Source organism: Alphaproteobacteria bacterium HT1-32, assembly GCA_009649675.1.
GTDB lineage: Bacteria > Pseudomonadota > Alphaproteobacteria > Rhodospirillales > HT1-32 > HT1-32.
Map to the genome: position 1 here is coordinate 592,442 of WJPL01000002.1, position 22,466 is coordinate 614,907.

24 protein-coding genes are annotated in these 22,466 nt (G+C 57.6%); 22 read left to right on the plus strand and 2 right to left on the minus strand.

What is annotated here, in order from left to right; genetic code table 11:
* Positions 1 to 68 precede the first annotated feature (68 nt).
* On the minus strand, positions 69 to 998 hold the full coding sequence (locus GH722_14255) for a LysR family transcriptional regulator (GenBank protein MRG72927.1): 930 nt from the start codon (positions 996 to 998) through the stop codon (positions 69 to 71).
* A 129-nt stretch (positions 999 to 1,127) separates the two neighbouring features.
* On the opposite strand from GH722_14255, the gene GH722_14260 reads away from it, so the two are divergent.
* Positions 1,128 to 2,204, plus strand: a complete 1,077-nt coding sequence (locus GH722_14260) for a tartrate dehydrogenase (GenBank protein ID MRG72928.1) — start codon at positions 1,128 to 1,130, stop codon at positions 2,202 to 2,204.
* Positions 2,205 to 2,508: 304 nt separating this feature from the next.
* On the opposite strand, the gene GH722_14265 is transcribed toward GH722_14260, so the two are convergent.
* The gene (locus GH722_14265; protein MRG72929.1) at positions 2,509 to 3,393 is read right to left on the minus strand and encodes a LysR family transcriptional regulator; all 885 of its coding nucleotides are present in this window, start codon (positions 3,391 to 3,393) and stop codon (positions 2,509 to 2,511) included.
* A gap of 118 nt (positions 3,394 to 3,511) precedes the next feature.
* Here GH722_14265 and GH722_14270 point away from each other — a divergent pair, with 118 nt between their 5' ends.
* The 21 genes from GH722_14270 to GH722_14370 all read left to right on the plus strand — a co-directional run bounded on the left by GH722_14270 (position 3,512) and on the right by GH722_14370 (position 22,455).
* On the plus strand, positions 3,512 to 4,132 hold the full coding sequence (locus GH722_14270; protein MRG72930.1) for a methyltransferase domain-containing protein: 621 nt from the start codon (positions 3,512 to 3,514) through the stop codon (positions 4,130 to 4,132).
* Between the two features lie 4 nt (positions 4,133 to 4,136).
* Positions 4,137 to 4,679: a hypothetical protein gene (locus tag GH722_14275; GenBank protein MRG72931.1), complete on the plus strand. Its 543-nt coding sequence runs from the start codon at positions 4,137 to 4,139 to the stop codon at positions 4,677 to 4,679.
* A 220-nt stretch (positions 4,680 to 4,899) separates the two neighbouring features.
* A complete protein-coding gene (locus GH722_14280) occupies positions 4,900 to 6,540 on the plus strand; it encodes a BCCT family transporter (GenBank protein ID MRG72932.1) in 1,641 nt (546 codons plus the stop codon).
* A gap of 140 nt (positions 6,541 to 6,680) precedes the next feature.
* On the plus strand, positions 6,681 to 7,160 hold the full coding sequence (locus tag GH722_14285; protein MRG72933.1) for an AAA family ATPase: 480 nt from the start codon (positions 6,681 to 6,683) through the stop codon (positions 7,158 to 7,160).
* A gap of 94 nt (positions 7,161 to 7,254) precedes the next feature.
* Positions 7,255 to 8,301 carry an N-acetyl-gamma-glutamyl-phosphate reductase gene (locus GH722_14290; protein MRG72934.1) on the plus strand — a complete coding sequence of 349 codons (1,047 nt, stop codon included), beginning with the start codon at positions 7,255 to 7,257 and terminating at the stop codon, positions 8,299 to 8,301.
* Between the two features lie 77 nt (positions 8,302 to 8,378).
* Positions 8,379 to 8,909, plus strand: a complete 531-nt coding sequence (locus tag GH722_14295) for a gamma carbonic anhydrase family protein (GenBank protein MRG72935.1) — start codon at positions 8,379 to 8,381, stop codon at positions 8,907 to 8,909.
* 108 nt (positions 8,910 to 9,017) lie between these two features.
* Positions 9,018 to 9,440, plus strand: coding sequence for a MerR family transcriptional regulator (locus GH722_14300; GenBank protein MRG72936.1), 423 nt, complete (start codon positions 9,018 to 9,020; stop codon positions 9,438 to 9,440).
* A gap of 3 nt (positions 9,441 to 9,443) precedes the next feature.
* On the plus strand, positions 9,444 to 9,926 hold the full coding sequence (locus tag GH722_14305) for a thioesterase (protein MRG72937.1): 483 nt from the start codon (positions 9,444 to 9,446) through the stop codon (positions 9,924 to 9,926).
* Positions 9,919 to 10,374, plus strand: coding sequence for a hotdog fold thioesterase (locus tag GH722_14310; protein ID MRG72938.1), 456 nt, complete (start codon positions 9,919 to 9,921; stop codon positions 10,372 to 10,374). Before GH722_14305 ends, GH722_14310 begins: the two co-directional genes overlap by 8 nt.
* A gap of 13 nt (positions 10,375 to 10,387) precedes the next feature.
* Positions 10,388 to 11,560 carry an isovaleryl-CoA dehydrogenase gene (locus GH722_14315; GenBank protein ID MRG72939.1) on the plus strand — a complete coding sequence of 391 codons (1,173 nt, stop codon included), beginning with the start codon at positions 10,388 to 10,390 and terminating at the stop codon, positions 11,558 to 11,560.
* 10 nt (positions 11,561 to 11,570) lie between these two features.
* Complete coding sequence (locus tag GH722_14320) at positions 11,571 to 12,050, plus strand: cupin domain-containing protein (protein MRG72940.1); 480 nt, start codon at positions 11,571 to 11,573, stop codon at positions 12,048 to 12,050.
* Positions 12,050 to 13,240, plus strand: coding sequence for an acetyl-CoA C-acyltransferase (locus GH722_14325; protein MRG72941.1), 1,191 nt, complete (start codon positions 12,050 to 12,052; stop codon positions 13,238 to 13,240). Before GH722_14320 ends, GH722_14325 begins: the two co-directional genes overlap by 1 nt.
* A 46-nt stretch (positions 13,241 to 13,286) precedes the next feature.
* On the plus strand, positions 13,287 to 13,964 hold the full coding sequence (locus GH722_14330) for an SDR family NAD(P)-dependent oxidoreductase (protein MRG72942.1): 678 nt from the start codon (positions 13,287 to 13,289) through the stop codon (positions 13,962 to 13,964).
* A gap of 12 nt (positions 13,965 to 13,976) precedes the next feature.
* On the plus strand, positions 13,977 to 14,483 hold the full coding sequence (locus GH722_14335; protein MRG72943.1) for a DUF3291 domain-containing protein: 507 nt from the start codon (positions 13,977 to 13,979) through the stop codon (positions 14,481 to 14,483).
* A gap of 64 nt (positions 14,484 to 14,547) precedes the next feature.
* Entirely contained in the window at positions 14,548 to 14,940 is a 393-nt protein-coding gene (locus GH722_14340; protein ID MRG72944.1) for a GxxExxY protein, read from the plus strand.
* Positions 14,941 to 15,255: 315 nt separating this feature from the next.
* Positions 15,256 to 16,392, plus strand: coding sequence for an acyl-CoA dehydrogenase (locus tag GH722_14345; protein ID MRG72945.1), 1,137 nt, complete (start codon positions 15,256 to 15,258; stop codon positions 16,390 to 16,392).
* A 3-nt stretch (positions 16,393 to 16,395) separates the two neighbouring features.
* Positions 16,396 to 16,998, plus strand: a complete 603-nt coding sequence (locus tag GH722_14350; GenBank protein MRG72946.1) for a 2-hydroxychromene-2-carboxylate isomerase — start codon at positions 16,396 to 16,398, stop codon at positions 16,996 to 16,998.
* A gap of 109 nt (positions 16,999 to 17,107) precedes the next feature.
* Positions 17,108 to 18,715 (plus strand): methylcrotonoyl-CoA carboxylase, encoded by a 1,608-nt coding sequence (locus tag GH722_14355; protein MRG72947.1) that lies wholly within the window; start codon positions 17,108 to 17,110, stop codon positions 18,713 to 18,715.
* A gap of 13 nt (positions 18,716 to 18,728) precedes the next feature.
* Positions 18,729 to 19,520, plus strand: a complete 792-nt coding sequence (locus GH722_14360; protein MRG72948.1) for a hypothetical protein — start codon at positions 18,729 to 18,731, stop codon at positions 19,518 to 19,520.
* On the plus strand, positions 19,520 to 21,526 hold the full coding sequence (locus GH722_14365; protein ID MRG72949.1) for an acetyl-CoA carboxylase biotin carboxylase subunit: 2,007 nt from the start codon (positions 19,520 to 19,522) through the stop codon (positions 21,524 to 21,526). The genes GH722_14360 and GH722_14365 overlap by 1 nt, the downstream gene beginning before the upstream one ends.
* Positions 21,523 to 22,455, plus strand: coding sequence for a hydroxymethylglutaryl-CoA lyase (locus GH722_14370; GenBank protein MRG72950.1), 933 nt, complete (start codon positions 21,523 to 21,525; stop codon positions 22,453 to 22,455). The genes GH722_14365 and GH722_14370 overlap by 4 nt, the downstream gene beginning before the upstream one ends.
* The last annotated feature ends 11 nt before the right edge of the window (positions 22,456 to 22,466 follow it).

A 22,466-nucleotide genomic window follows, 5' to 3' on the forward strand; every position in this document is an offset into this window, starting at 1 on the left:
GGTGAGCAAACACCGGCACCGGTCCTGTCGATGAGGTCAGATTGAAAAGTGGTCCCGGACCAGATCTGTCAGCCCCGGATATCTTCCGGAGTCAGGGTCAGGGACGCCCCCTGTTCTGTTTCAGTCAGCGTGGCGGCGAGGTGGTCGATGAATGATCGCACCCGGGCGGAAAGGTTATGGCGTTCGGGGTAGACGGCTGAAATATGGGCGGTCTGCCGGAAGCCCGGGAGGACGATGCGCAGGTCCCCGTCACGTACATGGCGGGCGATGTCCCATTCCGAGCGCAACATGATGCCGTGGCCCTGCAACACCCAGTCGAGCGCAACCTCGCCGTCATTGGTGCTGAGATCGCCACTGACTTTTGCCGTCTGCATTTCGCCATTCTGATCGTCAAACCGCCAGAGGTCATAGGTGCCGTGGTCCTGTCGCAGTACGATGCAGTTATGCTTCTGCAGATCGCCAAGTGCTGCCGGCGTGCCGTGACGTTGCAGATAGGCGGGTGCCGCGCAGATATAACGGCGGTTACGAACCAGCAGGCGCATGACCATCTGGCTGTCGGGCGGTGCACCGAAGCGAATACCGACATCAATACCCTCCCGGACCAGATTAAGGGGGGCGTCGGACAGGATCAGCTGAATTTCAACTTCCGGATAGCGTTGCTTGTAGGCGGCTATCATCGGCGCAATGCAGGTACGGCCAAAGCGAAGGGTGGAGTTGATCCGGAGCAGACCTTTCGGTGTCTCGCGGGCGCCGGTGATTTTCTGTTCGAGTGACTCGATTTCACCGAGGATGCGTGATGCCTCGCGAAGATAGGTCTCGCCTTCACTGGTCAGGCTGACCCTTCGGGTTGTCCGGTTCAGCAACCGGACGCCAAGCCGGTCTTCAAGCCGTGCCAGCCGGCGACTGACGGCCGAGGCGGAAACCCCGATCTCCTGTCCCGTGCTGGTGAAACTCTCCCGTCGGGCAAGCAGGGCGAAGAAGGCGAGATCGCTTTCCATAACTGTTGTTATCAACGCAACAATGAAATGAGATTTATGAAATTATCAAACTGAATGTAATTGTCTATGACTGTTCACAGTCAGAATTTCGGGCGATAAAGCAGCCCTGTCCACATCAAGGAGTTTCCCATGCGTGAATATAGTATAGCCGCCGTCCCCGGTGATGGCATCGGAGGCGAGGTCATCCGCGCCGGCACCCGCGTTCTTCATGCCGTCGCAGAACGTGACGGGGGCTTTAAGCTGCGTGTTGAGGAATTCCCCTGGGGAACTGATTACTATCTCGAAACCGGCAAGATGATGCCGGATGACGGGCTGGCGACGCTCCGTCCGTTTGACGCCATCTATTTCGGTTCAGCGGGTGATCCGCGTGTGCCGGACCATATTTCGTTGTGGGGCCTGCGCCTTGCCATCTGTCAGCCGTTTGATCAGTACGCGAATGTTCGCCCCTCACGCCTGCTTCCCGGCATCCGGGGGCCGCTGCGCGACGCGAAGCCGGAAGATGTCGACTGGGTAATCGTCCGGGAAAACTCGGAAGGTGAATATGCGGGTGTCGGTGGTCGGGTTCACACCGGACTGCCGGAAGAAGTCGGCATGGATGTTTCCGTTTTTACACGAACGGGTGTGGAACGTATTCAGCGGTTCGCGCTGGAACTCGCCCGGTCACGGCCCCGGAAGAAACTGACACTGGTCACGAAATCAAACGCCCAGCGTCACGGCATGGTGTTCTGGGATCAGGTGTTTGAAGAAGTCCGGCAGGACTTCCCGGATGTGGAAACCGACAAGATGCTGGTTGATGCCATGACAACGCGGATGGTGCTCGACCCCCGGTCCATCGATACGGTTGTGGCGACCAATCTGCATGCTGATGTGCTGTCCGATCTGGCGGCGGCACTGACCGGTTCCATGGGCATTGCACCGACAGGGAACCTGCGTCCGGAACGGGATGCTCCCTCGATGTTCGAGCCGATTCATGGCTCTGCCTTTGATATCATGGGCAAAGGTATCGCCAATCCGATCGGCTCTTTCTGGTCGGCTGCGATGATGCTGGATCATCTGGGTGAGAAAGCGGCCGCCGCAGCACTGATGACGGCTGTTGAGCGTGTTACTGCCGACGGCAAGGTGCTGACGCGTGATCTTGGCGGCAATGCCACGACCGAACAGGTTACGGATGAAGTGCTGGCCGCTCTGGAAGGCCGCAACGACTAAACTATTCCGCTGCCCCGGTTGGTTTTCAGCCGGGGCAGGGACTGGTGTTGGAGTGATGCCTGCTCGTCCGCGGTTCCCCGATCCGCAGCCGGAGACAGAAACTTCCTCTCCTGAAATGCTGGCTGGTCATCTCGTACCGGATTGCGGACAGCGAGACCAATATCCGGATGGCACCTTTCATCGGCCAAAAATGCTTCTGGGCTCTCCATACAAGACGCGGAGAGAAACCACGTTCATCGTGAAGCGTCAGCCGGTGGTCTCCCGGTGATGATCCGGGACCACCCGTCAGAATCCACCCTGCAGGTTATGACAGTGTTTCAGCAAGTATGTCATAGACCTTGCGAATGCGGGGGCTGGTTCGGAGTTCCCGGTGGGTGACCAGCCACATGGGCACCATGACGTTTTCCAGTTCCGGGAAGGCGCATTCGAGACCGCCGAAGTGGCGGGCAACTTCCTCTGCCATGATGCCGATGCCGAGACCTTTACGAACCAGTTCCCAGACGACGGCACCGTTTTCTGACATCAGCATGAAGTTCTCAGCCGTCAGCGACAGACCGATATCATTCAGCCATTCGGTAAACCGGTCTGTTTGTTCAAAGCCGATGAAGACGACACCCGAGAGGTCATCTGTCGCCTTTGGTCTGCCGATCTGATCCAGAAATTCAGGGGTTGCATATAACCGCATGGGGATGTTGCGCAGAAACCGGGCAATCAGATCCGGCTGTTCGGGGCGACCATGCCGGATTGCGATATCGGCCTCCCGGCGCCGAAGATCATGAACGTCGTTCGAGGCGACGATCTCGATGCTGATGCCCGGTGCCTCTTTCCGTAACCGTTTCAGGGCATCGGGCAGCATATACATCGATATGCCATCAGTTGCGGTGATGCAGACATGGCCTGCGATGGTCTGTGACTGGCCCGATGCGGTCAGGGATATCCGTCCGGCAGCTTCGCCCATCGCCCGGACATGCTGCAAAAGCTCCAGCCCTGATGATGTGAGAAGCAGTTTCCGCCCCGGCCGTTCGAACAGAGTGACGCCGAGTTGCTGTTCAAGTGCGGCTACCTGCCGGCCCAGTGTCGGTTGCGACAAACGCAATGCACGAGCGGCGGCTGAGAAAGAGCCTTCTTCGGCGGTCACAAGGAAGGCCCGCACCTGATTCCAGTCGAACGCGATGGATGTCCAGTTCATGCAAATATGTATATAGGCCAGTTATATTTAGGCAATTTATTCTGCGATAATGTATGTATAGAACCCACGCCAGCAAAATGGTGGTGATGATGCCATCACAAGCGAGGGAAATAATCTGATGACCACAAACAGTGCCTTCTGGGACCGTATCGCGCCGCGTTATGCCCGCAGCCGGATATCAGATCAGGCGTCGTATGATCGAAAGCTTGCTGTCACACGGGAACATCTGGCACCTGAGATGGATGTGCTGGAATTCGGGTGCGGTACAGGTTCAACAGCAATTCTGCATGCCCCCTTCGTCCGGCAGATCACGGCTATCGATATCTCCGGGCGGATGCTCGATATTGCCCGCACGAAAGCGGCAGATGCGGGAATTGAAAATCTGTCATTCCGGCAGGACGGCATCGAGAGCTTCGAGGCAGATGGCCGGAGATGGGATGTGGTGATGGGGCACAGCATTCTGCATCTGCTGGCCGACCGTCAGGCGACGTTCAATAAGGTTCACAGTTTGCTCAGGCCGGGTGGTCGTTTCATCACGTCGACGCCCTGTCTCAGCGGTCCGATGTCCTGGCTGAAACCGGTTCTGCCGGTTGCAAGGGGCTTTGGTCTGGTGCCGGAAGTTGCGTTCTTCACGCCTGCTACCCTGGAACAGGAGATCAGCGCCGCAGGTTTTAACATCGAACACAGATGGCAGCCCGGCAGAACGAAGGCGCTGTTTCTGATTGCTGTAAAGGATTGATCCCATGACGTTGCTTCTGTCAGGCCTTGTGCTCTGGATTGCGGCCCATCTGTTCCGGCGGGTCATGCCGCGTCAACGTGAGGCCATGGGTAAGTGGGGCAGGCCGGTCGTCGCCATTCTGATCGTCATCAGTGTCGTCATGATGATCTTCGGATACAGGGAAGCCGAGGAGACGTTTCTGTATGTCTTGCCAGGCTGGAGCTGGCATCTGAACAATCTTCTGATGCTGGTGGCGTTATTCCTGATGGATGTGGGGAGGGTGCGTGGTGTTGTCCGTACCTGGATTCGTCACCCTATGCTGACGGGTGTTCTGGTCTGGTCGGTGGCGCATCTGCTGGTAAATGGCGATCTGCCGTCACTGGTGCTGTTTGGAGGCATGGCAGTCTGGGCGGTACTGGAGATGGTCGTCATCAACCGCGCCGAAGGAGAATGGCAACGCCCTGAACGCGGAACCTGGTTCGGTGACGGCAAAATTCTTGTCCTGTCGCTGGTGCTGTATGCTGTGATCGTTGGTATTCACGGCTGGCTGGGTCACCCCGTATTCTAGCCCCCAGGCACTCTATGGTGTGATTTCCCGCCTGAACCGGGAGCCCTGATCCTTTCCTCCATAGCCTGTCAGCCAAGCTTGAACCCGCACAGTCCGGCGTTTTCTGAAGGATCAATCCTGCAGAATGTCGCGGACTGAACAAAATAAGCGGGGAACAGGGTTTTGGTATTCGGGCCGGAAATGATAGGACTCTGCGAATCACTGGAAGAAATCATAACAAATGGGGGTTGAAATGAATGATTCCACCGAGCCTGTTCCTGAAGAAGTTCCGCATCCGATTGATACGGAATTTGAAACAGGGCAGCATAATATCACGCCATTCGGGCTTGATATTCACAATCCGGTCTTCTTGATTTCAGGGCTGTCGATTGTTGTTTTCGTCTTCATCACACTTGCTTTTCAGGCGGATGCCACGGAATTCTTTGGCTGGCTGCGTCCATTCCTGACGTCAAACTTCGACTGGTTCTTCCTGGCGTCGGCAAATGTGTTCGTGCTGTTCAGCATTTTCCTGATGATCTCACCCCTCGGCAAAATTCGCCTTGGCGGAGATGATGCAACGCCGGATTACAGCTACCTCGGCTGGTTTGCGATGTTGTTCGCAGCGGGCATGGGGATCGGCCTGATGTTCTTTGGTGTTTCCGAGCCGATGTCGCATTTCGCGTCCTCCATGGGCGGGGTCGCATCAGAAGGCGGTGTACGAACAGACTGGGCACCGCTGGGGGCCGCAGCAGGGGATATCGAGGCAGCCCGTAATCTGGGCATGGCAGCCACGATCTTCCACTGGGCACTTCACCCCTGGGCAATCTATGCGGTTCTGGCACTGTCTCTGGCGTTCTTTACCTATAATCGTGGTTTGCCGCTGACGCTGCGTTCAGCCTTTTACCCGCTGCTTGGCGACCGGGTCTGGGGCTGGTGGGGTCATATGATCGACATCCTTGCCGTCTTCGCGACCCTGTTTGGTCTGGCCACAAGCCTCGGCTTCGGCACGGAGCAGGCGCTTGCCGGTCTGAACTATCTGTTCGGCTGGAGTACGGGTAACGGAGCGAAGGTTATCCTGATTGCGGCGATTACCGGTCTGGCCATGATCTCGGTGATCCGGGGACTTGATGGCGGTGTTAAGGTGCTGTCCGAAATCAATATCGGTCTGGCCGCGCTGCTGTTGCTGTTCATCATTATTGTCGGCCCGACAGCGACGATCTTCGAGACGATCCTCTCCGGTGGACTTGCCTATGTGAAGGAAGTCGTACCGCTTTCAATGCCGTTCGGTCGTGAAGATGCGAATTTCTCACAGGGCTGGACTGCATTTTACTGGGCCTGGTGGATTTCCTGGTCACCGTTTGTCGGCATGTTCATTGCCCGGGTATCCCGGGGTCGGACGGTGCGGGAATTCATGTTCTGCGTCATCGTCATTCCGACGCTGGTCAGTGTTGTCTGGATGGGTGCTTTCGGTGGAACGGCCATTGCGCAGGTGGTTGCCGATGCGGCAGCTCCGGTTAAGGCTGCTGCACTTGAACTGAAACTGTTCGAGATGCTGAAGCCTCTGCCCTTTGCCATGTTCACCTCGTTTCTGGGTATCATTCTGGTGCTGGTGTTCTTTGTCACCTCATCAGATTCCGGTTCGCTGGTGATTGATACCATCACGGCTGGCGGCAAGACGAATGCACCGGTTTCACAGCGTGTGTTCTGGTGCACCTTTGAAGGTGTTGTTGCGGCAACCCTGCTACTGGTTGGCGGGGCAGGAGCCCTGACAGCCCTGCAGGCAATGGCGGTATCAACCGGCTTTCCCTTCACCATCGTTCTGCTGGTGATGTGTGTCAGTCTGTATATCGGGTTGCGACAATCAGCGAAGCTGACCAAGTAACAACCGGATCAAAGCCGGATCAGCCCCCGCATCTCTGGTGCGGGGGCTTTTTTTTGACTGATCCGGACCTGGCGGAAAGTATAGGGATGTTGTCCGGGATTACGGATGACATCATGGTGTGAATCTCTTAAACCGCTGAAATGACACAGCCAACCCTACACTTGTTTTGCGGCAAGATGGCCGCTGGAAAGTCGACTCTCGCTGCCAGTATTGCCGCTGAAGAGGGCGCGGTTCTGGTGAATGAAGACAACTGGAACAACCTTCTCTGGCCTGGCGAGATAAGAACCATCGAGGACTATGCCGACAGGGCTGGCAGACTTCGGAAGGTTCTGTTTCCGATGCTGGTTGAGATGCTTCGTTCGGGAATGTCTGTTGTTCTGGATTTTCCGGGCAACACCCGGCGTCAGCGCGCGGGCCTGATCAGTCTTTCGCAAGCGGCAGGTGTCGGTCATGTCCTCCACCTGATCGAGACCAGCGATGAGGAGTGCAAACGCCGGCTGAAAATTCGCAATGCCTCTGGCGAGCATCCGTTTGCACCGACAGAAGCAGACTTTGAATTGTTCAGCAGCTATTTCGAACTTCCATCTTCCGACGAAGGCCTGATGATCATAAAGCATTGAATTTATGGCCCGCTGATAAGGTCTGGACAATTTTTCCCTTGGGCGACAGGGCATTGGGCTATATCAAGAGGCCACATTTATCAGGAGTGAGATGATGACTGCGGAGCCGACACGGATCGCGATTCTTGGAGCCAGTGGATATACGGGAGCGGAGCTTGTGCGTCTGCTGAGCCGACACACGGGCGGACGAATTGTGGCAATGACGGCTGATCGCAAGGCCGGGGTGCCCTTTCGCGAAGTCTACCCGCATCTGGGACAGCTTGATCTGCCGGAACTCGACAAGGTTGAAGATGTCGACTGGTCGGGTGTCGATTTCGTTTTTTGCGGACTGCCGCACGGTACCACTCAGGAAATCATTGCCGGGCTGCCGGATCATGTCCGGATTGTCGATCTGTCCGCAGATTTCCGGTTCACCAGCCTTGAGACCTATGCGATCTGGTACGGGCATGAACATCTGGCACCGGACCTCCAGAAGGATGCCGTCTATGGACTGACGGAAATCAAGCGGGAGGCGATTCACGGGGCGCGTCTTGTGGCCAATCCCGGTTGCTACACCACCGGTGCAGAACTGCCGCTGATCCCGCTGCTTATCGCAGACCAGATTGAACGCGATAACATCATTATTGATGCGAAGTCAGGTGTCACCGGCGCCGGGCGCGCGCCGAAGGAAGGCACCTTGTATTCGGAGGTGTCGGAAGGCATCCATGCCTATGGTGTGGCCAAACACCGTCATGCGGTCGAGATCGATCAGGAACTGACGGAAGCTGCCGGTGAGCCGATCACCGTTACCTTCACACCGCATCTGATGCCAATGAACCGTGGCATTCTGTCGACCATCTATGTCACCCTGAAACCGGGTGTCAGCGCCAGTGATCTGCATGCCACCCTGGCGGCGCGATATGCTGACGAGCCTTTTGTCGGTATCCTGCCGGAAGGCGAAGTTCCGGCCACACGCCATGTCCGCGGATCGAACTACACGCTGATTGGTGTTGTTGCAGACCGTGTAAAGGGGCGTGCGATCATCATCAGTGCGCTCGATAATCTGGTGAAGGGTGCATCGGGACAGGCGATCCAGAACATGAATGTCATGCTGGGCCTGCCGGAGACGCTGGGCCTCGATCAGCAGCCCCTGTTCCCATAAGTTCAGCCAAGACCTCAAGCCCTCACCCTGAACCTGTTTCAGAGGCAGGGGAGGCTTTTATCAACGGAGAAATACCCATGAGCGGCCTTATTCTGCCTTACAACGATATCCTTCCGAAAATTGCCGATGATGCCTTTATCGCACAGAACGCTGTCATCATTGGTGATGTCGAAATCGGGCCGGAAGCGAATATCTGGTACAATGTTGTCGTTCGCGGGGATGTGGCGAGCATCCGAATTGGTGCGCGTGCCAATATTCAGGATGGTACGATTGTGCATGTCAGCCGTGGTCGCGCAGGCACCGTTATCGGTGACGATGTGACCATCGGGCATATGGCGATCATTCACGCCTGCACCCTGGAATCTCATGCGTTTGTCGGCATGGGAGCAACAGTCATGGACGGTGCTGTCGTTGAAGGCGGCGGCATGGTTGCAGCCGGTGCGTTGCTGACACCGAACAAGCGGGTGAAAAAGGGTGAACTCTGGTCCGGCAGCCCGGCGAAGTACTGGCGCCAGCTGACAGACGAAGAAAACCGTACATTGCCGCAGACCGCTGCGCATTATGCGAAGATGGCGCAGTCTTATCGCAAGGTCGCCGAAGGCAAGTAAAGCGACGGAAGATCAGACGGGAGGGCAGCCCGCAGCTGATGCAGGCTGCCTTTTCTTTGTCCTGATTTTACACTTTACGTAAACGTAAACTTGATGCATCGTTCTGCAATGAAAGATCAATTCACCATTGCTGATCTGGCGGCTGAGTTCGGCGTTACCAACCGGACGGTCCGGTTTTATGAGGATGCCGGGCTGATCTCACCGGCGCGGGCCGGGCAGCGCCGGATCTACAGCCAGCGGGACCGGACGCGGCTGCGGCTGATCATGCGTGGCAAGCGGCTTGGCTTTTCCATTCAGGAAATTCGCGAAATCCTTGATCTTTATGATATGGATGGCGGTGAGGTCGGTCAGCTTCAGCATTTTCTGGAGAAGATCGCGGAGCGACGTGACCATCTGGAGCAGCAGCGCCAGGACATTGCGGCGATTCTCAATGAGCTTGAACGGATTGAGGCCGATTGTTCCGAGCGCCTGACGCGGCTCAGGTCGAAGCAGGATGAGAAGAAAGCTCAACTTTCACTGACATTAGGATAGGCCGTGACCAACGACATCACCGCACCGGTTGTTCATGCGGAGGGACTGCCGGTTTGCCATCGGGGGGCCATCTATCCCTGGCATCATGACCATATGGGGCACATGAACGTGCAGCATTATATCGGCAAGTTCGACGAGGCGACCTGGAACCTGTTTGCCCTGTTCGGTGTGACCGCGAAGACCCTGCGGGAAGACGGCTACAACATGGCGGCCCTGCAACAGGATATCCGCTACAAGGCGGAACTGGTTGCAGGCGATATCATTGCCGTGACCAGCCGGATCGAGCGTCTGTCGAACAAGACCGTTACCTTCAGCCATGAGATGCGTAATCTGGGTACAGGGGCGGTTTCGGCCCAGATCCGCAATATCGCCTGCTTCATCAATTCCGCGACCCGGCAAAGCATGGCAATTCCGGAGGATCTGCGTGCACAGATGACGGCACTGGTGACGGAACATGATGCGATTTGCGGAACGTCAGATGGCTGAGTTCACGCCGAAGGTTGCAGACTATGCCGATCGGGTGAGGGCCAGCTTCTCGCGACAGGGTGTCATGGGGCTGATGGGGGCTTCTGTATCCGCCGTGGAACCGGGGTTTGTTGAGATCCGGCTGCCCTGGCGGCAGGATCTGACCCAGCAGCATGGCTTCTTTCATGCTGGCGTCACCTCAACGATTGTTGATAGCGCCGGAGGTTATGCCGGTTATACGCTGTTTCCTGAGAATTCCAGTGTTGTGACGGTTGAGTTCAAGGTCAACCTTGTGGCTCCGGCTGAAGGTGAAGAACTGATCGCCCGCGGGCGGGTCGTCCGTCCGGGCCGTAATCTGACGATCTGTTCCGGCGAGGTTTTCGTCGCGACTGACAATAATGAGACGCTCTGTGCGATAATGCAGCAGACACTGATGTGCCTGCATGACAGGCCGGATCAACCGGCGTGAGGAGAGAATTTCCATGATTTCCAACAGTTTTCCGTCGCTTAATTTCGATCTCGGTGAAACCGCCGACATGTTGCGCGACAGCGTGGCCAGCTTTGCTGCGGATGAAATTGCCCCGCTGGCGGAAGGTGTTGACCGCGACAACGAATTCCCCAATCAGCTCTGGCGAAAGTTCGGGGATCTCGGTCTGCTCGGCATCACGGTATCAGAGGAATATGGCGGCGCTGATATGGGCTATCTGGAACATTGCATTGCGATGGAAGAGATCAGCCGGGCCTCGGCCTCTGTTGGCCTGTCCTATGGTGCGCATTCAAACCTGTGTGTGAACCAGATCTACCGGAACGGCAGCGCCGAACAGAAGCAGCGTTATCTGCCCGGGCTGATATCGGGCGAGAATATCGGTGCCCTGGCGATGAGCGAACCGGGTGCCGGATCTGATGTGGTCTCGATGAAACTTCGGGCCGAGAAGAAGGGGGATCGCTATATCCTCAACGGCAACAAGATGTGGATCACCAACGGCCCCGATGCCGATACGCTGGTGGTCTATGCGAAGACGGATCCGGAAGCCGGGCCGCGGGGCATCACCGCCTTTCTGATCGAAAAGGGGTTCAGTGGCTTCTCGACCGCGCAGAAGCTCGACAAGCTGGGTATGCGCGGATCCAACACCTGCGAGCTGGTCTTCCAGGATTGCGAGGTACCGGCAGAGAACGTGCTGGGAGAGGTCGGTCGTGGCGTCAATGTGCTGATGAGCGGTCTGGATTATGAGCGGGCTGTGCTTGCGGCCGGGCCGGTTGGCATCATGCAGGCCTGCATGGATATCGTGCTGCCCTATGTCCATGAACGGAAGCAGTTCGGGAAACCGATCGGTGAATTCCAGCTGATGCAGGGCAAGCTGGCCGATATGTATACCACCATGAACGCCGCCAAGGCCTATGTATATGCTGTTGCCAGGGCCTGTGATCGCGGTGAGACAACCCGGAAGGATGCTGCGGGTGCTATCCTTTATGCCGCCGAGAAAGCCACCTGGATGGCGCTGGAGGCGATCCAGTGCCTTGGTGGCAACGGATATATCAACGACTATGCAACCGGACGCCTTTTGCGCGATGCAAAACTTTACGAAATTGGTGCCGGCACCAGTGAAATTCGCCGGATGCTGATCGGACGCGAACTGTTCAGCGAAACGGCCTGAGGGGGACGAGATCGTGAAGCATAAGCCCTTCGATCCGCGGACGGTGCCGGGAGAGACCGGAACCGATTATCCGCCACCTTATGACAAGGCCGTTGCCGGGCGGGAGCGTGTGGCGGTTGGCGACCTGTTTGGACTGACCCAGTTCGGGGCGAACGCCACGAGACTGCGACCCGGTGCTGCGTCTGCCCAGCGACACTGGCATGCCTGCGAGGATGAGTTCATTGTCATCCTTGAAGGCGAGGCTACTCTGAAGACAGATGAAGGTGAGACAATCCTGAAGTCAGGCATGATGGCCGGATTCCCGGCGGGTGATCAGAATGGCCATCAGTTAATAAATACTGGAAAGAATGACCTGTATTACATTGAAATTGGCTATCGTTCTCCTGTTGACAGGGTTGAATATCCGGATGCTGACATGTTGTTTGTCCGGGATGCGGATGGTGAACATATGTTGCGTAAAGACGGGTCCCCGATTGAGGAGAAACAGTGATGAACAGATCAGATCCCATCGTTATCGTCGGGGCGGCACGTACCCCGATGGGTGGTTTTCAGGGCAGCCTCTCTGCGGTACCGGCACCTGAACTCGGAGGGACTGCAATCAGGGCGGCACTGGAACGCGCCGGGCTGTCGCCGGACGATGTCGATGAGAGCATCATGGGTGTGGTCCTGCCCGCGGGCCTTGGTCAGGCACCGGCGCGACAGGCGGGGCATCATGCCGGGCTGGGCTGGGATAAACCGGCGACGACCGTGAACAAGATGTGCGGTTCCGGCATGAAGGCCACCATGCTGGCCCACGACGCCATTGCTGCGGGCGTGAATGATATCATGATTGCCGGCGGCATGGAGAGCATGTCGAACGCGCCTTACCTTCTGCCAAAAGCCCGCGGGGGGCTGAGGATGGGACATGGTGAGGTGAAGGATCATATGTTCCTCGACGGGCTGGAGGATGCTTATGACACCGGTCGTCTGATGGGAACCTTTGCCGAGGATACAGCCCGGCATTACCAGTTCACGCGCGAAGCGCAGGACGAGTTTGCGATTTCCTCGCTGACCCGTGCCCGCAAGGCGACGGAAGATGGCAGTTTTGCCGGTGAGATCACGCCTTTCACGGTTCGCGGCCGCAAGGGGGAGACGGTTGTCGACAGCGATGAACAGCCGTTCAATGCGAACATTGATAAAATCCCGACCCTGCGCCCGGCTTTCGCCAAAGACGGATCGGTGACCGCTGCCAATTCCAGTTCGATCTCGGACGGCGGTGCGGCGCTGGTGCTGATGCGTTTGTCCGAAGCGGAAAAGCGGGGCCGGAAGCCACTGGCGATCATCAGGGGGCACAGCACGCATGCGCAGGAACCGGCCTGGTTCACAACGGCTCCGGTTGGTGCCATGCAGAAGCTGCTGGAACGAACGGGCTGGGCTGCGGGCGATGTCGATCTTTATGAAATCAATGAGGCTTTTGCCGTGGTGACCATGGCGGCCATGCGAGATCTCGATCTGCCCCATGACAAGGTCAATATCCATGGTGGTGCCTGCGCGCTTGGGCATCCCATCGGGGCGTCCGGTGCCCGCATTCTGGTGACCCTGCTGGCGGCGATGGAGAAACATGATTTGAAAAAAGGCATGGCCAGCCTTTGTATCGGTGGTGGCGAAGCCACAGCCATGGCTGTTGAGCGAATTAACTGAACAGAGAAGAAGCCCCAGAGGGCAGAGTTTAACAGGAGGATACCGAATGCCGACAGTACTTATCAGCGGGGCCAATCGCGGAATTGGTCTGGAACTCACCAGACAATATCGGGCGGATGGCTGGGATGTCATTGGCTGCTGCCGCACACCGGCAAAGGCCGATGACCTGAAAGCCGTTGGGGATGTACAGGTCGAGCAGCTTGATGTGACCAGTGATGATTCCGTAAAGGCGCTTGCCGCGAAGCTGTCGGGTAAGCCTGTCGATGTCCTGTTCAACAATGCCGGTATCTATGGTCCGCGTGGATGGCAGTTCGGATCAACAGACTTCGACGCAATGCGCGAGGTCATGGAAACCAACCTCTATGCACCGGTCCGGCTTGTGGAGGCCTTTGCTGATAACCTGGTCGCCAGCGACCAGAAGAAAATCGCCACGGTCTCCAGCCGGATGGGCTCGATTGCCTCGAACGGCAGTGGCGAGATGATTTATCGCACGTCGAAGACAGCGGTGAACATGGCAATGAGCATTCTGGCCAAATCACTGGCCGGGCAGGGTGTTACCTCCATCGTTCTGCATCCGGGCTGGGTGCAGACAGATATGGGCGGGGCGGCCGCGGATATTGATGCAGCGACTTCAGCCCGTGGAATGCGGGCCGTTGTTGCCAGCGTGAAGCCAGCCGATACCGGTGGTTTCTTCAATTACGACGGATACTCCATCGACTGGTAGGGAGTGCAGGGCATGACCAGATATCATCTCGCACAGATCAATGTCGGGCATACACTCTATCCGACCGACCATCCGGGAATCGCTGATTTCATGAACCAGCTGGATGAAATCAATGCGCTGGCGGAAAGCTCGCCGGGATTTGTCTGGCGGCTCAAATCCGACAGTGGCAATGCGACGGATATATTGCTGACCGATGATCCGCAGTTCATCATCAACATGTCGGTCTGGGAGACGCCGGGGGCCCTGTTCGATTATGTCTACAAGACCGGGCACACGAAGGTCATGGCCCGCCGCCGGGAGTGGTTCGCCCGGCCAGATGGTGCCTATCAGTGCCTGTGGTGGATACCAGCCGGTACCGAGCCGACAGCTCAGCAGGGGCTGGCCCGTCTGGCCCTTCTGGAAGCCAGCGGCCCAACGGCACAGGCCTTCACCTTCAAACAGCGTTTCCCCGCGCCTGACGGACAGTCTGACAAGGCAGGAAGCCTCTTCCCGGACCAGCATTGCGTCGGCTGGTCATGACCAGAACCCACCCTGATCTCTGCATAATCATTCCATCGAAGTCTGCGGCAATGGAGATGATGACATGCAACAACAAGGTTTGGGTGACGACAACTGGCCGGAGGCAGGATTGACCCGAAATGTCCTTGCGGCGGCGTTTGAGGTCTCCAATCAACTGGGAGCAGGCTTTCTGGAGCGGGTCTATCAGAATGCCCTTCTCGTTGAGCTGAAAATCAGAGGGATTTCAACTCAGAACGAGGTTCCCCTGAATGTCTCCTACAAGGGACATGAGGTCGGGAGGTATGTAGCCGACATGATCGTCGACGACTGTCTTATTATCGAAGTTAAGGCGATAGAAAACCTGTCCCGTTCCCATGTTGGCCAAACACTCAACTATTTGCGGGCGACAGGGAACAAACTTGCCCTGTTGATTAATTTTGGCAGGAACCGGTTACAGTATCAGAGGGTGATTCTCTGATGCAGAAGCTTTTGACACAGATGAACACAGATAAACACAGATGGCCCGGGAAACTGGCTGAATCAGTGCCGCACAGCATGGCCGTCGCTGGAATTCTGCACGGCAAGGCCGTGCGTAAATATCCCGAAAATTCAGCCTTCGGAATAACGGAACGGCTGTCAAAAACTTGCACTACCATCCGTGTTTATCTGTGTTCATCTGTGTCGATAAACCTGCTCTCACGAACAGCTTCTGCATTGTCGTCAGCCACTGCTTCACATCTGTCCGTATGTGTTTATTCGCGTCATCACCTCCATGGCGACGAGGGAGCAGGTCATGCTGCTTACTGAAACGCAGGAGATGATCCGGGAGACGGCCCGTGCTTTTGCGCGCGAAAAGCTGGCACCGAATGCGGCGGCTTGGGATCGGGGGTCGATATTCCCGCAGGAGGCCATCCGCGAGATGGGAAGCCTCGGCTTCATGGGGATGCTGGTGCCGGAGGAGTGGGACGGGGGAGAGTGCGATCACGTCGCCTATGCCATGGCACTGGCGGAAATTGCGGCGGGTGACGGTTCCTGCTCGACCATCATGAGCGTACATAATTCTGTCGGCTGTATGCCGGTGCTGAAATATGGCACGGAAGATCAGAAACAGCGTTTTCTACGGCCATTGGCCCGGGGTGACATGCTGGGGGCCTTTGCGCTGACTGAACCGCATACCGGTTCCGACGCCTCAGCCATTCGTACAAGGGCAGAACGCTCCGGGAATGGCTGGGTGCTCAATGGCACCAAGCAGTTCATCTCCTCCGGCTCCCGGGCCGATATCTGCATTGCCTTTGCGGTAACCGACCCGGCAGCGGGCAAGAAGGGAATCAGTGCCTTCATCGTGCCGACGGACAGGCCGGGATATATCGTTGCCTCAACAGAGAAGAAGCTCGGCCAGAAAGCGTCCGAAACCTGCCAGATTGTCTTTGAAGACCTGCAACTGGAAGCAGACCTGATGCTGGGGAAGGAGGGCGAGGGCTATCGCATTGCGCTTTCCAATCTGGAGGGCGGCCGGATCGGCATTGCCGCACAATCCGTTGGCATGGCGCAGGCTGCCTATGAGGCGGCTCTGTCCTATGCGAAGGAACGCACCAGTTTCGGCAAACCGATCATTCAACATCAGGCGGTGAATTTCCGCCTTGCTGATATGGCCACTCAGATCGAGGCCGCGCGGCAGATGGTGCTGCATGCGGCATGCCTGAGAGACGCGGGACGGCCCTGCCTCAAGGAAGCATCGATGGCGAAACTGTTCGCGTCGGAAATGGCAGAGCGGGTCTGTTCAGATGCGATCCAGACCCATGGCGGTTATGGCTATCTGAACGACTATCCGGTGGAGCGTATCTACCGTGATGTCCGGGTCTGCCAGATCTATGAAGGCACTTCAGACATTCAGCGGCTGGTGATCGGTCGCGCAATTGCAGGAGACTAAAGAATGGCCGATCCAATTGAGTTCTGGTTCGATTTTTCCAGCCCCTATGCCTATTTCGCACAGGCCAAGATCGACGATATTGGCGCCCGTCATGGCCGGGAAACAATCTGGCGGCCGTTCCTGCTGGGGGCGGTCTTCAAGATTACCGGCATGCCGCCGCTGGTGGAAGTCCCGATGAAGGGTGAATACTGCCTCGAAGACTGGCCCCGGCTGGCCCGTTTTCAGCACCTTCCCTGGACCATGCCCGATCCCTTTCCGATTGCGACGATTGCAGCGGCGCGTGCCTTCTACTGGCTGGATGAAACGGACCCGGCAAAGGCGAAGTCATTCGCACGGGCCTGTTTTGATACCTATTTTGGTCAGGGCATCCAGATTGGTAAACCCGATGAGGTTGCAGCTGTTGCGGAAGGCGTCGGCGTTGATGGTGCTGCCCTGCTGGATGCGATTCAGCAGCCCGAGATAAAGGACAAGCTGCGTCTCAATGTCGAGGCTGCGGTCGAGAAGCAGATATTCGGCTCACCGATGATCATTGTCGACGGCGAGCGATTCTGGGGCTCCGATCGTATCTGGATGGTCAAGAAGTGGCTGCAAAGCGGCGGCTGGTGATGGTTTGAAACCTCATGTCATCCCGGCGGTCCCCGGGATGACATGGAGGTGATGGCTTCGCCTTATCAGTTACGGGATATCTGAATCCGGTTTTTGAAAGAAAACGCAAATGACGAAGATCAAGTCAGCCCTAAACCCGCGTTCGGCAGAATTCCAGGCGAATGCCGACGCGCTGAAAGCCACGGTTACGGACCTGCAGGCGGAAGTCAGCCGGGTGAAGCTGGGCGGTGGCGAGCGGTCGCGGGAACGTCATCTCGGGCGGGGCAAGTTGCTGCCGCGGGACCGGGTGCGGCAGTTGCTGGATCCGGGATCGCCGTTTCTCGAACTGTCGCAGCTTGCGGCACACGGGATGTATGGTGGTGATATTCCGGCAGCTGGCATCCTGACGGGTATCGGGCGCGTGTCTGGTACGGAATGTGTGATCGTTGCCAATGATGCGACGGTAAAGGGCGGCACCTATTATCCGATGACCGTAAAAAAACATCTGCGGGCGCAGGAGATAGCCGAGCAGAACAATCTGCCCTGTATCTATCTGGTGGATTCCGGCGGGGCCAACCTGCCGATGCAGGATGAGGTTTTTCCGGACCGCGATCATTTCGGCCGTATTTTCTATAATCAGGCCAATATGAGCGCGAAGGGTATTCCGCAGATTGCTGTGGTGATGGGGTCCTGTACAGCAGGCGGGGCGTATGTTCCGGCGATGTCCGACGAAAGCGTGATCGTCCGTAATCAGGGCACGATCTTTCTGGGGGGGCCGCCTCTGGTCAAGGCGGCGACAGGCGAAGTGGTTTCCGCAGAAGACCTCGGCGGGGCAGATGTTCATTCCCGCACTTCCGGTGTCACGGATCATATGGCGCAGAATGATGCTGACGCACTGGCAACGGCGCGGAGAATTGTCAGTAATCTGAACCGGGTCAAGCAACCGGCGCTGGCCGTTCGGGAGAGCGTCGAGCCAGCCTATGCACCGGAGGACATCTACGGCGTTGTCTCGGCTGATCCCAGGAAGCCATTCGATGTGCGGGAGATCATTGCCCGTATTGTTGATGGTTCGGAATTTGACGAGTTCAAACAGCTCTACGGGACGACCCTGATCTGCGGGTTTGCTCATATCTTCGGCTATCCCGTTGGTATCGTCGCGAACAACGGTATCCTGTTCTCGGAAAGTGCTCTGAAAGGTGCGCATTTCATTGAACTCTGCGCACAGCGGGGTATTCCGCTCGTCTTCCTCCAGAACATCACCGGCTTCATGGTCGGCTCGAAATATGAGTCCGGCGGCATCGCCAAGGACGGGGCGAAGATGGTGACGGCAGTGGCGACGGCTAAAGTCCCGAAATTCACGGTCATCATCGGTGGTTCGTTCGGTGCGGGGAACTATGGTATGTGCGGCCGGGGCTACAGCCCCCGGTTCCTCTGGATGTGGCCCAATGCCCGGATCAGCGTCATGGGGGGTGCTCAGGCCGCCGGTGTGCTGGCTACGGTGAAACGTGATGCGATGGAAAAACGCGGGGAAAGCTGGAGCGAGGAAGATGAGGCCGCGTTCAGACAACCGGTGCTCGACCAGTTTGAGGAACAGGCTCATCCCTATTACGCCTCAGCCCGTTTGTGGGATGACGGTATCATTGACCCGGCAGATACTCGGATGGTGCTGGGTCTCGGTATCTCTGCGTCGCTGAATGCCCCGATTGAACAGACACGCTTCGGCGTGTTCCGGATGTAGGGAAGGGCAGGACATGACTGATAACATTCTGCTTGAGGTCAGCAAGGGCATCGCCCGGCTGACACTGAACCGTCCGGATGTACGCAACGCCTTTGATGACCGGCTGATTGCAACACTGAATGCTATGTTGGATGACCTTGCTGCCCGCGAAGATCTGCGCCTGCTGGTGCTGACCGGCGCGGGAAAGGCCTTCTCGGCAGGCGCAGACCTGAACTGGATGCGCCGGATGGCGGGTTACAGCCGGGATGAAAACCTGGCCGACGCCATGGAACTGGCCCGGCTGCTGCGGCGGCTGAATGAATTTCCCCGCCCCGTCATCGGACTGATTAACGGTCCGGCCTATGCGGGGGCGGTGGGACTGGTGTCCTGCTGCGACATTGTCCTCGCCAGCGATCAGGCGAGCTTTGCGATTTCCGAGGTCAAGCTGGGGCTGATCCCGGCAACGATCTCGCCCTATGTTGTGGCGGCAATCGGGGAGCGTGAAGCACGGCGCTATTTCCTGTCTGCCGATGTCTTCGACGCGGCAGAAGCAAAGCGGATCGGGTTGGTGCATGAGGTGGTGCCCCATGATGATCTGTCGGAAGCTGGCGAGAAACTGATTGGCCGGATGCTGAAGAACAGCCCGGATGCCATGTCCGCCTCCAAACCTCTGATCCGCTCGGTTACGGGCAGGCCGGTTGATGAAGAACTGATGACCCATACCGCCGCCGGAATCGCCGATATCCGGGCATCCGTTCAGGGTCGGGAAGGCGTGACGGCCTTTCTGGAAAAACGCAAACCAGACTGGGTTCAGGAGACAGAATGATGCTGAAATCAATCCTGATCGCCAATCGCGGAGAGATCGCCTGTCGCGTGATGCGCACCGCAAAACGCCTCGGCCTTCGTACCATCGCCGTCTATTCCGAAGCTGACAGGGATGCGATGCATGTCCGGCAGGCAGACGAGGCGGTACTGATTGGCCCTGCTGCGGCCGGGGAAAGCTATCTGGTGATCGACCGGGTCATTGCGGCGGCAAAGGCGACCGGTGCAGAGGCGATCCATCCGGGCTACGGTTTTCTGTCCGAAAATGCAGACTTCGCCCGGGCCTGTGCGGCGAACGATATCGTCTTTGTCGGCCCGCCCGCGGGTGCGATTGACGCGATGGGCTCGAAGTCTGCTGCCAAGGCCCTGATGGAAAAAGCCGGTGTGCCGCTGGTTCCCGGATATCATGGTGATGACCAGTCGATTGCGACCCTGGCGAAGGCGGTGCTGGAGATCGGCTTTCCGGTGCTGATCAAGGCGACAGCGGGTGGCGGTGGCAAGGGGATGCGCCGGGTTGACCGGGCGGAAGATGTCGAGACCGAACTGGCTGCTGCGCAGCGCGAGGCGAAATCATCGTTTGGTGACGAGAAGGTGCTGGTTGAACGCCTGCTGGAACGTCCGCGCCATGTTGAAGTGCAGATCTTTGCTGATGGAAACGGCAACTGCGTGCATATTTTTGAGCGGGACTGTTCGATTCAGCGGCGCCATCAGAAGGTGGTTGAAGAAGCCCCGGCCCCTGGTGTCGACGAGGCCCTGCGGAACGAAATCGGGGCGGCAGCGGTCGCTGCGGCAAAGGCGATTGGCTATGTCGGGGCGGGGACGGTGGAATTCCTGCTGGATACGGATGGCTCCTTCTATTTCATGGAGATGAACACCCGGTTGCAGGTGGAGCATCCCGTGACGGAACTGATCTCCGGCCTTGATCTGGTCGAGCTGCAACTGCGTGTCGCCAGTGGCGAGATGCTGCCCTTCGGACAGGCCGATCTGGCACCAAAGGGGCATGCCATCGAAGTGCGGCTCTATGCCGAAGACCCTGCCGGCGGCTTCCTGCCGGCGACCGGTCGCCTGGAACATCTTCGTTATCCCCCGGCATCGGACCATATCCGCATTGATGGCGGGGTTGAGGAGGGGGACGAGGTCAGCGTTCATTACGATCCGATGATCTCGAAAGTCATTGTCTGGGACCGTGACCGGCCTTCTGCTGTTCGCCGTCTCTGTGAGGCGCTGGATGCAACGGAAGTGGTGGGGCTGAAGACCAACCGGGATTTCCTGCGCGCCATTGCCGGGCATCCGTCCTTCATGAATGCCGACCTGGATACCGGATTTATCGGGCGCTACGAAGCTGACCTGTTTGCGAATCCGGATACGGACCGGGGCGAGATGCTGGTGCTGGCGTCGTTATATGTTCTGGCCCGGCAGGCGCTGAACACGGCAAGACGGGCCGCCGCCTCAAATGATCCTGCATCACCTTGGAACCTGACGAATGGCTGGCGAATGAATGACGCCAATCACTTCGATCTGCTGTTTGATCTCGGCGGTGAGGAAGTGACCGTCAGTGTTGTGCAGGGACGTGATGGCTATGCCTTTGATACTGGTAACGGTCTGGTCGCGGCAGAAGGCAGACTTGCGGGCAATGATGTTCTGGTTGCCCGGATCGACGGCCGGCAGGTACGGGCCAGCATTGCTGCGACAGAGGACGCCCTGACACTGTTTGTCCGGGGTGTGGCACAGCGCCTGACGCTGGTTGATCCGGCGCGGACTGATGATGCCTCGTCTGCTTTGACCGGCGGGCTGACGGCGCCTATGCCGGGCAAGGTCATTGCCGTGGAAGTAGAAGTTGGTGATCGGGTCAATGCCGGTGATGCGCTGATGGTGATGGAGGCGATGAAGATGGAACATACGATCCGCGCGCCGGAAGCCGGAACCGTGGATGAAATTTTCTTTGCGGCAGGCGATCAGGTCGAAGACGGGGCGGTGCTTCTTGCCCTGTCGGGTGGGGACGGAACATGAGCCTGCCTTCAAAGGTGCGCGTCGTCGAAGTTGGCCCTCGCGATGGTCTGCAGAACGAGAAGACGAATGTCTCGACAGAGGTCAAGATAGCCCTGATTGACCGGCTGGCTGCGGCTGGACTGCCTGCTGTTGAAGCGACGGCTTTTGTTTCGCCGAAATGGGTTCCGCAGATGGCGGATAATGCCGAGGTGATGGCCGGGATAGCACGTCGTACGGGTACAGCCTATCCTGTGCTGACCCCCAATATGAAAGGTTTTGAAGCAGCGCTGGCGGCAGGAGCGGACGAAGTCGCGGTATTCGGCGCGGCATCGGAAAGCTTTTCGCAGAAAAATATCAACTGTTCGATAGCAGAAAGTCTGGATCGTTTTGCGCCGGTACTGGAAGCTGCGAAAGCCGCGAATGTCCGGGTTCGGGGATATGTCTCCTGTGTGCTTGATTGTCCCTATGAGGGGCCGGTTGAGCCCGCTGCCGTGGCAACAGTTGCAAAGCGTCTTTACGATATGGGCTGTTATGAAGTGTCGCTGGGCGACACGATCGGACGGGGTACACCCGTGCGGGCGGCAACAATGGTCCGCACCGTTGCCGACGTCGTACCGACAGGAAGACTTGCCGCGCATTTTCACGATACTTACGGTCAGGCACTGGCCAATCTTTATGCGGTGCTGGAATGCGGTATTGCGACGGTTGACTCCTCTGTTGCCGGTCTGGGGGGCTGTCCTTATGCAAAGGGAGCTTCCGGCAATGTCGCGACTGAGGATGTGCTCTATATGCTGGCCGGTCTGGGAATTGAAACGGGAGTTGATCTCAACGCTGTTATCGAAGCGGGGCGTTTCATCTCTGCCGAGCTTGGCCGGGCACCCTCAAGCAAGGTAAATCTGGCACTGGGCGGTCAGGCCGGTGACGGCGTTAAGGAGGCATTGCTGTCCTGATATCATACTCT

Excerpts from the sequence above, each read along its gene's own strand:
- GH722_14255 (MRG72927.1), bottom strand. The coding sequence starts at position 998 with ATGGAAAGCGATCTCGCCTTCTTCGCCCTGCTTGCCCGACGGGAGAGT.
- GH722_14260 (MRG72928.1), top strand. The coding sequence starts at position 1,128 with ATGCGTGAATATAGTATAGCCGCCGTCCCCGGTGATGGCATCGGAGGC.
- GH722_14265 (MRG72929.1), bottom strand. The coding sequence starts at position 3,393 with ATGAACTGGACATCCATCGCGTTCGACTGGAATCAGGTGCGGGCCTTC.
- GH722_14270 (MRG72930.1), top strand. The coding sequence starts at position 3,512 with ATGACCACAAACAGTGCCTTCTGGGACCGTATCGCGCCGCGTTATGCC.
- GH722_14275 (MRG72931.1), top strand. The coding sequence starts at position 4,137 with ATGACGTTGCTTCTGTCAGGCCTTGTGCTCTGGATTGCGGCCCATCTG.
- GH722_14280 (MRG72932.1), top strand. The coding sequence starts at position 4,900 with ATGGGGGTTGAAATGAATGATTCCACCGAGCCTGTTCCTGAAGAAGTT.
- GH722_14285 (MRG72933.1), top strand. The coding sequence starts at position 6,681 with ATGACACAGCCAACCCTACACTTGTTTTGCGGCAAGATGGCCGCTGGA.
- GH722_14290 (MRG72934.1), top strand. The coding sequence starts at position 7,255 with ATGACTGCGGAGCCGACACGGATCGCGATTCTTGGAGCCAGTGGATAT.
- GH722_14295 (MRG72935.1), top strand. The coding sequence starts at position 8,379 with ATGAGCGGCCTTATTCTGCCTTACAACGATATCCTTCCGAAAATTGCC.
- GH722_14300 (MRG72936.1), top strand. The coding sequence starts at position 9,018 with ATGAAAGATCAATTCACCATTGCTGATCTGGCGGCTGAGTTCGGCGTT.
- GH722_14310 (MRG72938.1), top strand. The coding sequence starts at position 9,919 with ATGGCTGAGTTCACGCCGAAGGTTGCAGACTATGCCGATCGGGTGAGG.
- GH722_14315 (MRG72939.1), top strand. The coding sequence starts at position 10,388 with ATGATTTCCAACAGTTTTCCGTCGCTTAATTTCGATCTCGGTGAAACC.
- GH722_14325 (MRG72941.1), top strand. The coding sequence starts at position 12,050 with ATGAACAGATCAGATCCCATCGTTATCGTCGGGGCGGCACGTACCCCG.
- GH722_14330 (MRG72942.1), top strand. The coding sequence starts at position 13,287 with ATGCCGACAGTACTTATCAGCGGGGCCAATCGCGGAATTGGTCTGGAA.
- GH722_14335 (MRG72943.1), top strand. The coding sequence starts at position 13,977 with ATGACCAGATATCATCTCGCACAGATCAATGTCGGGCATACACTCTAT.
- GH722_14340 (MRG72944.1), top strand. The coding sequence starts at position 14,548 with ATGCAACAACAAGGTTTGGGTGACGACAACTGGCCGGAGGCAGGATTG.
- GH722_14345 (MRG72945.1), top strand. The coding sequence starts at position 15,256 with ATGCTGCTTACTGAAACGCAGGAGATGATCCGGGAGACGGCCCGTGCT.
- GH722_14350 (MRG72946.1), top strand. The coding sequence starts at position 16,396 with ATGGCCGATCCAATTGAGTTCTGGTTCGATTTTTCCAGCCCCTATGCC.
- GH722_14355 (MRG72947.1), top strand. The coding sequence starts at position 17,108 with ATGACGAAGATCAAGTCAGCCCTAAACCCGCGTTCGGCAGAATTCCAG.
- GH722_14360 (MRG72948.1), top strand. The coding sequence starts at position 18,729 with ATGACTGATAACATTCTGCTTGAGGTCAGCAAGGGCATCGCCCGGCTG.
- GH722_14365 (MRG72949.1), top strand. The coding sequence starts at position 19,520 with ATGCTGAAATCAATCCTGATCGCCAATCGCGGAGAGATCGCCTGTCGC.
- GH722_14370 (MRG72950.1), top strand. The coding sequence starts at position 21,523 with ATGAGCCTGCCTTCAAAGGTGCGCGTCGTCGAAGTTGGCCCTCGCGAT.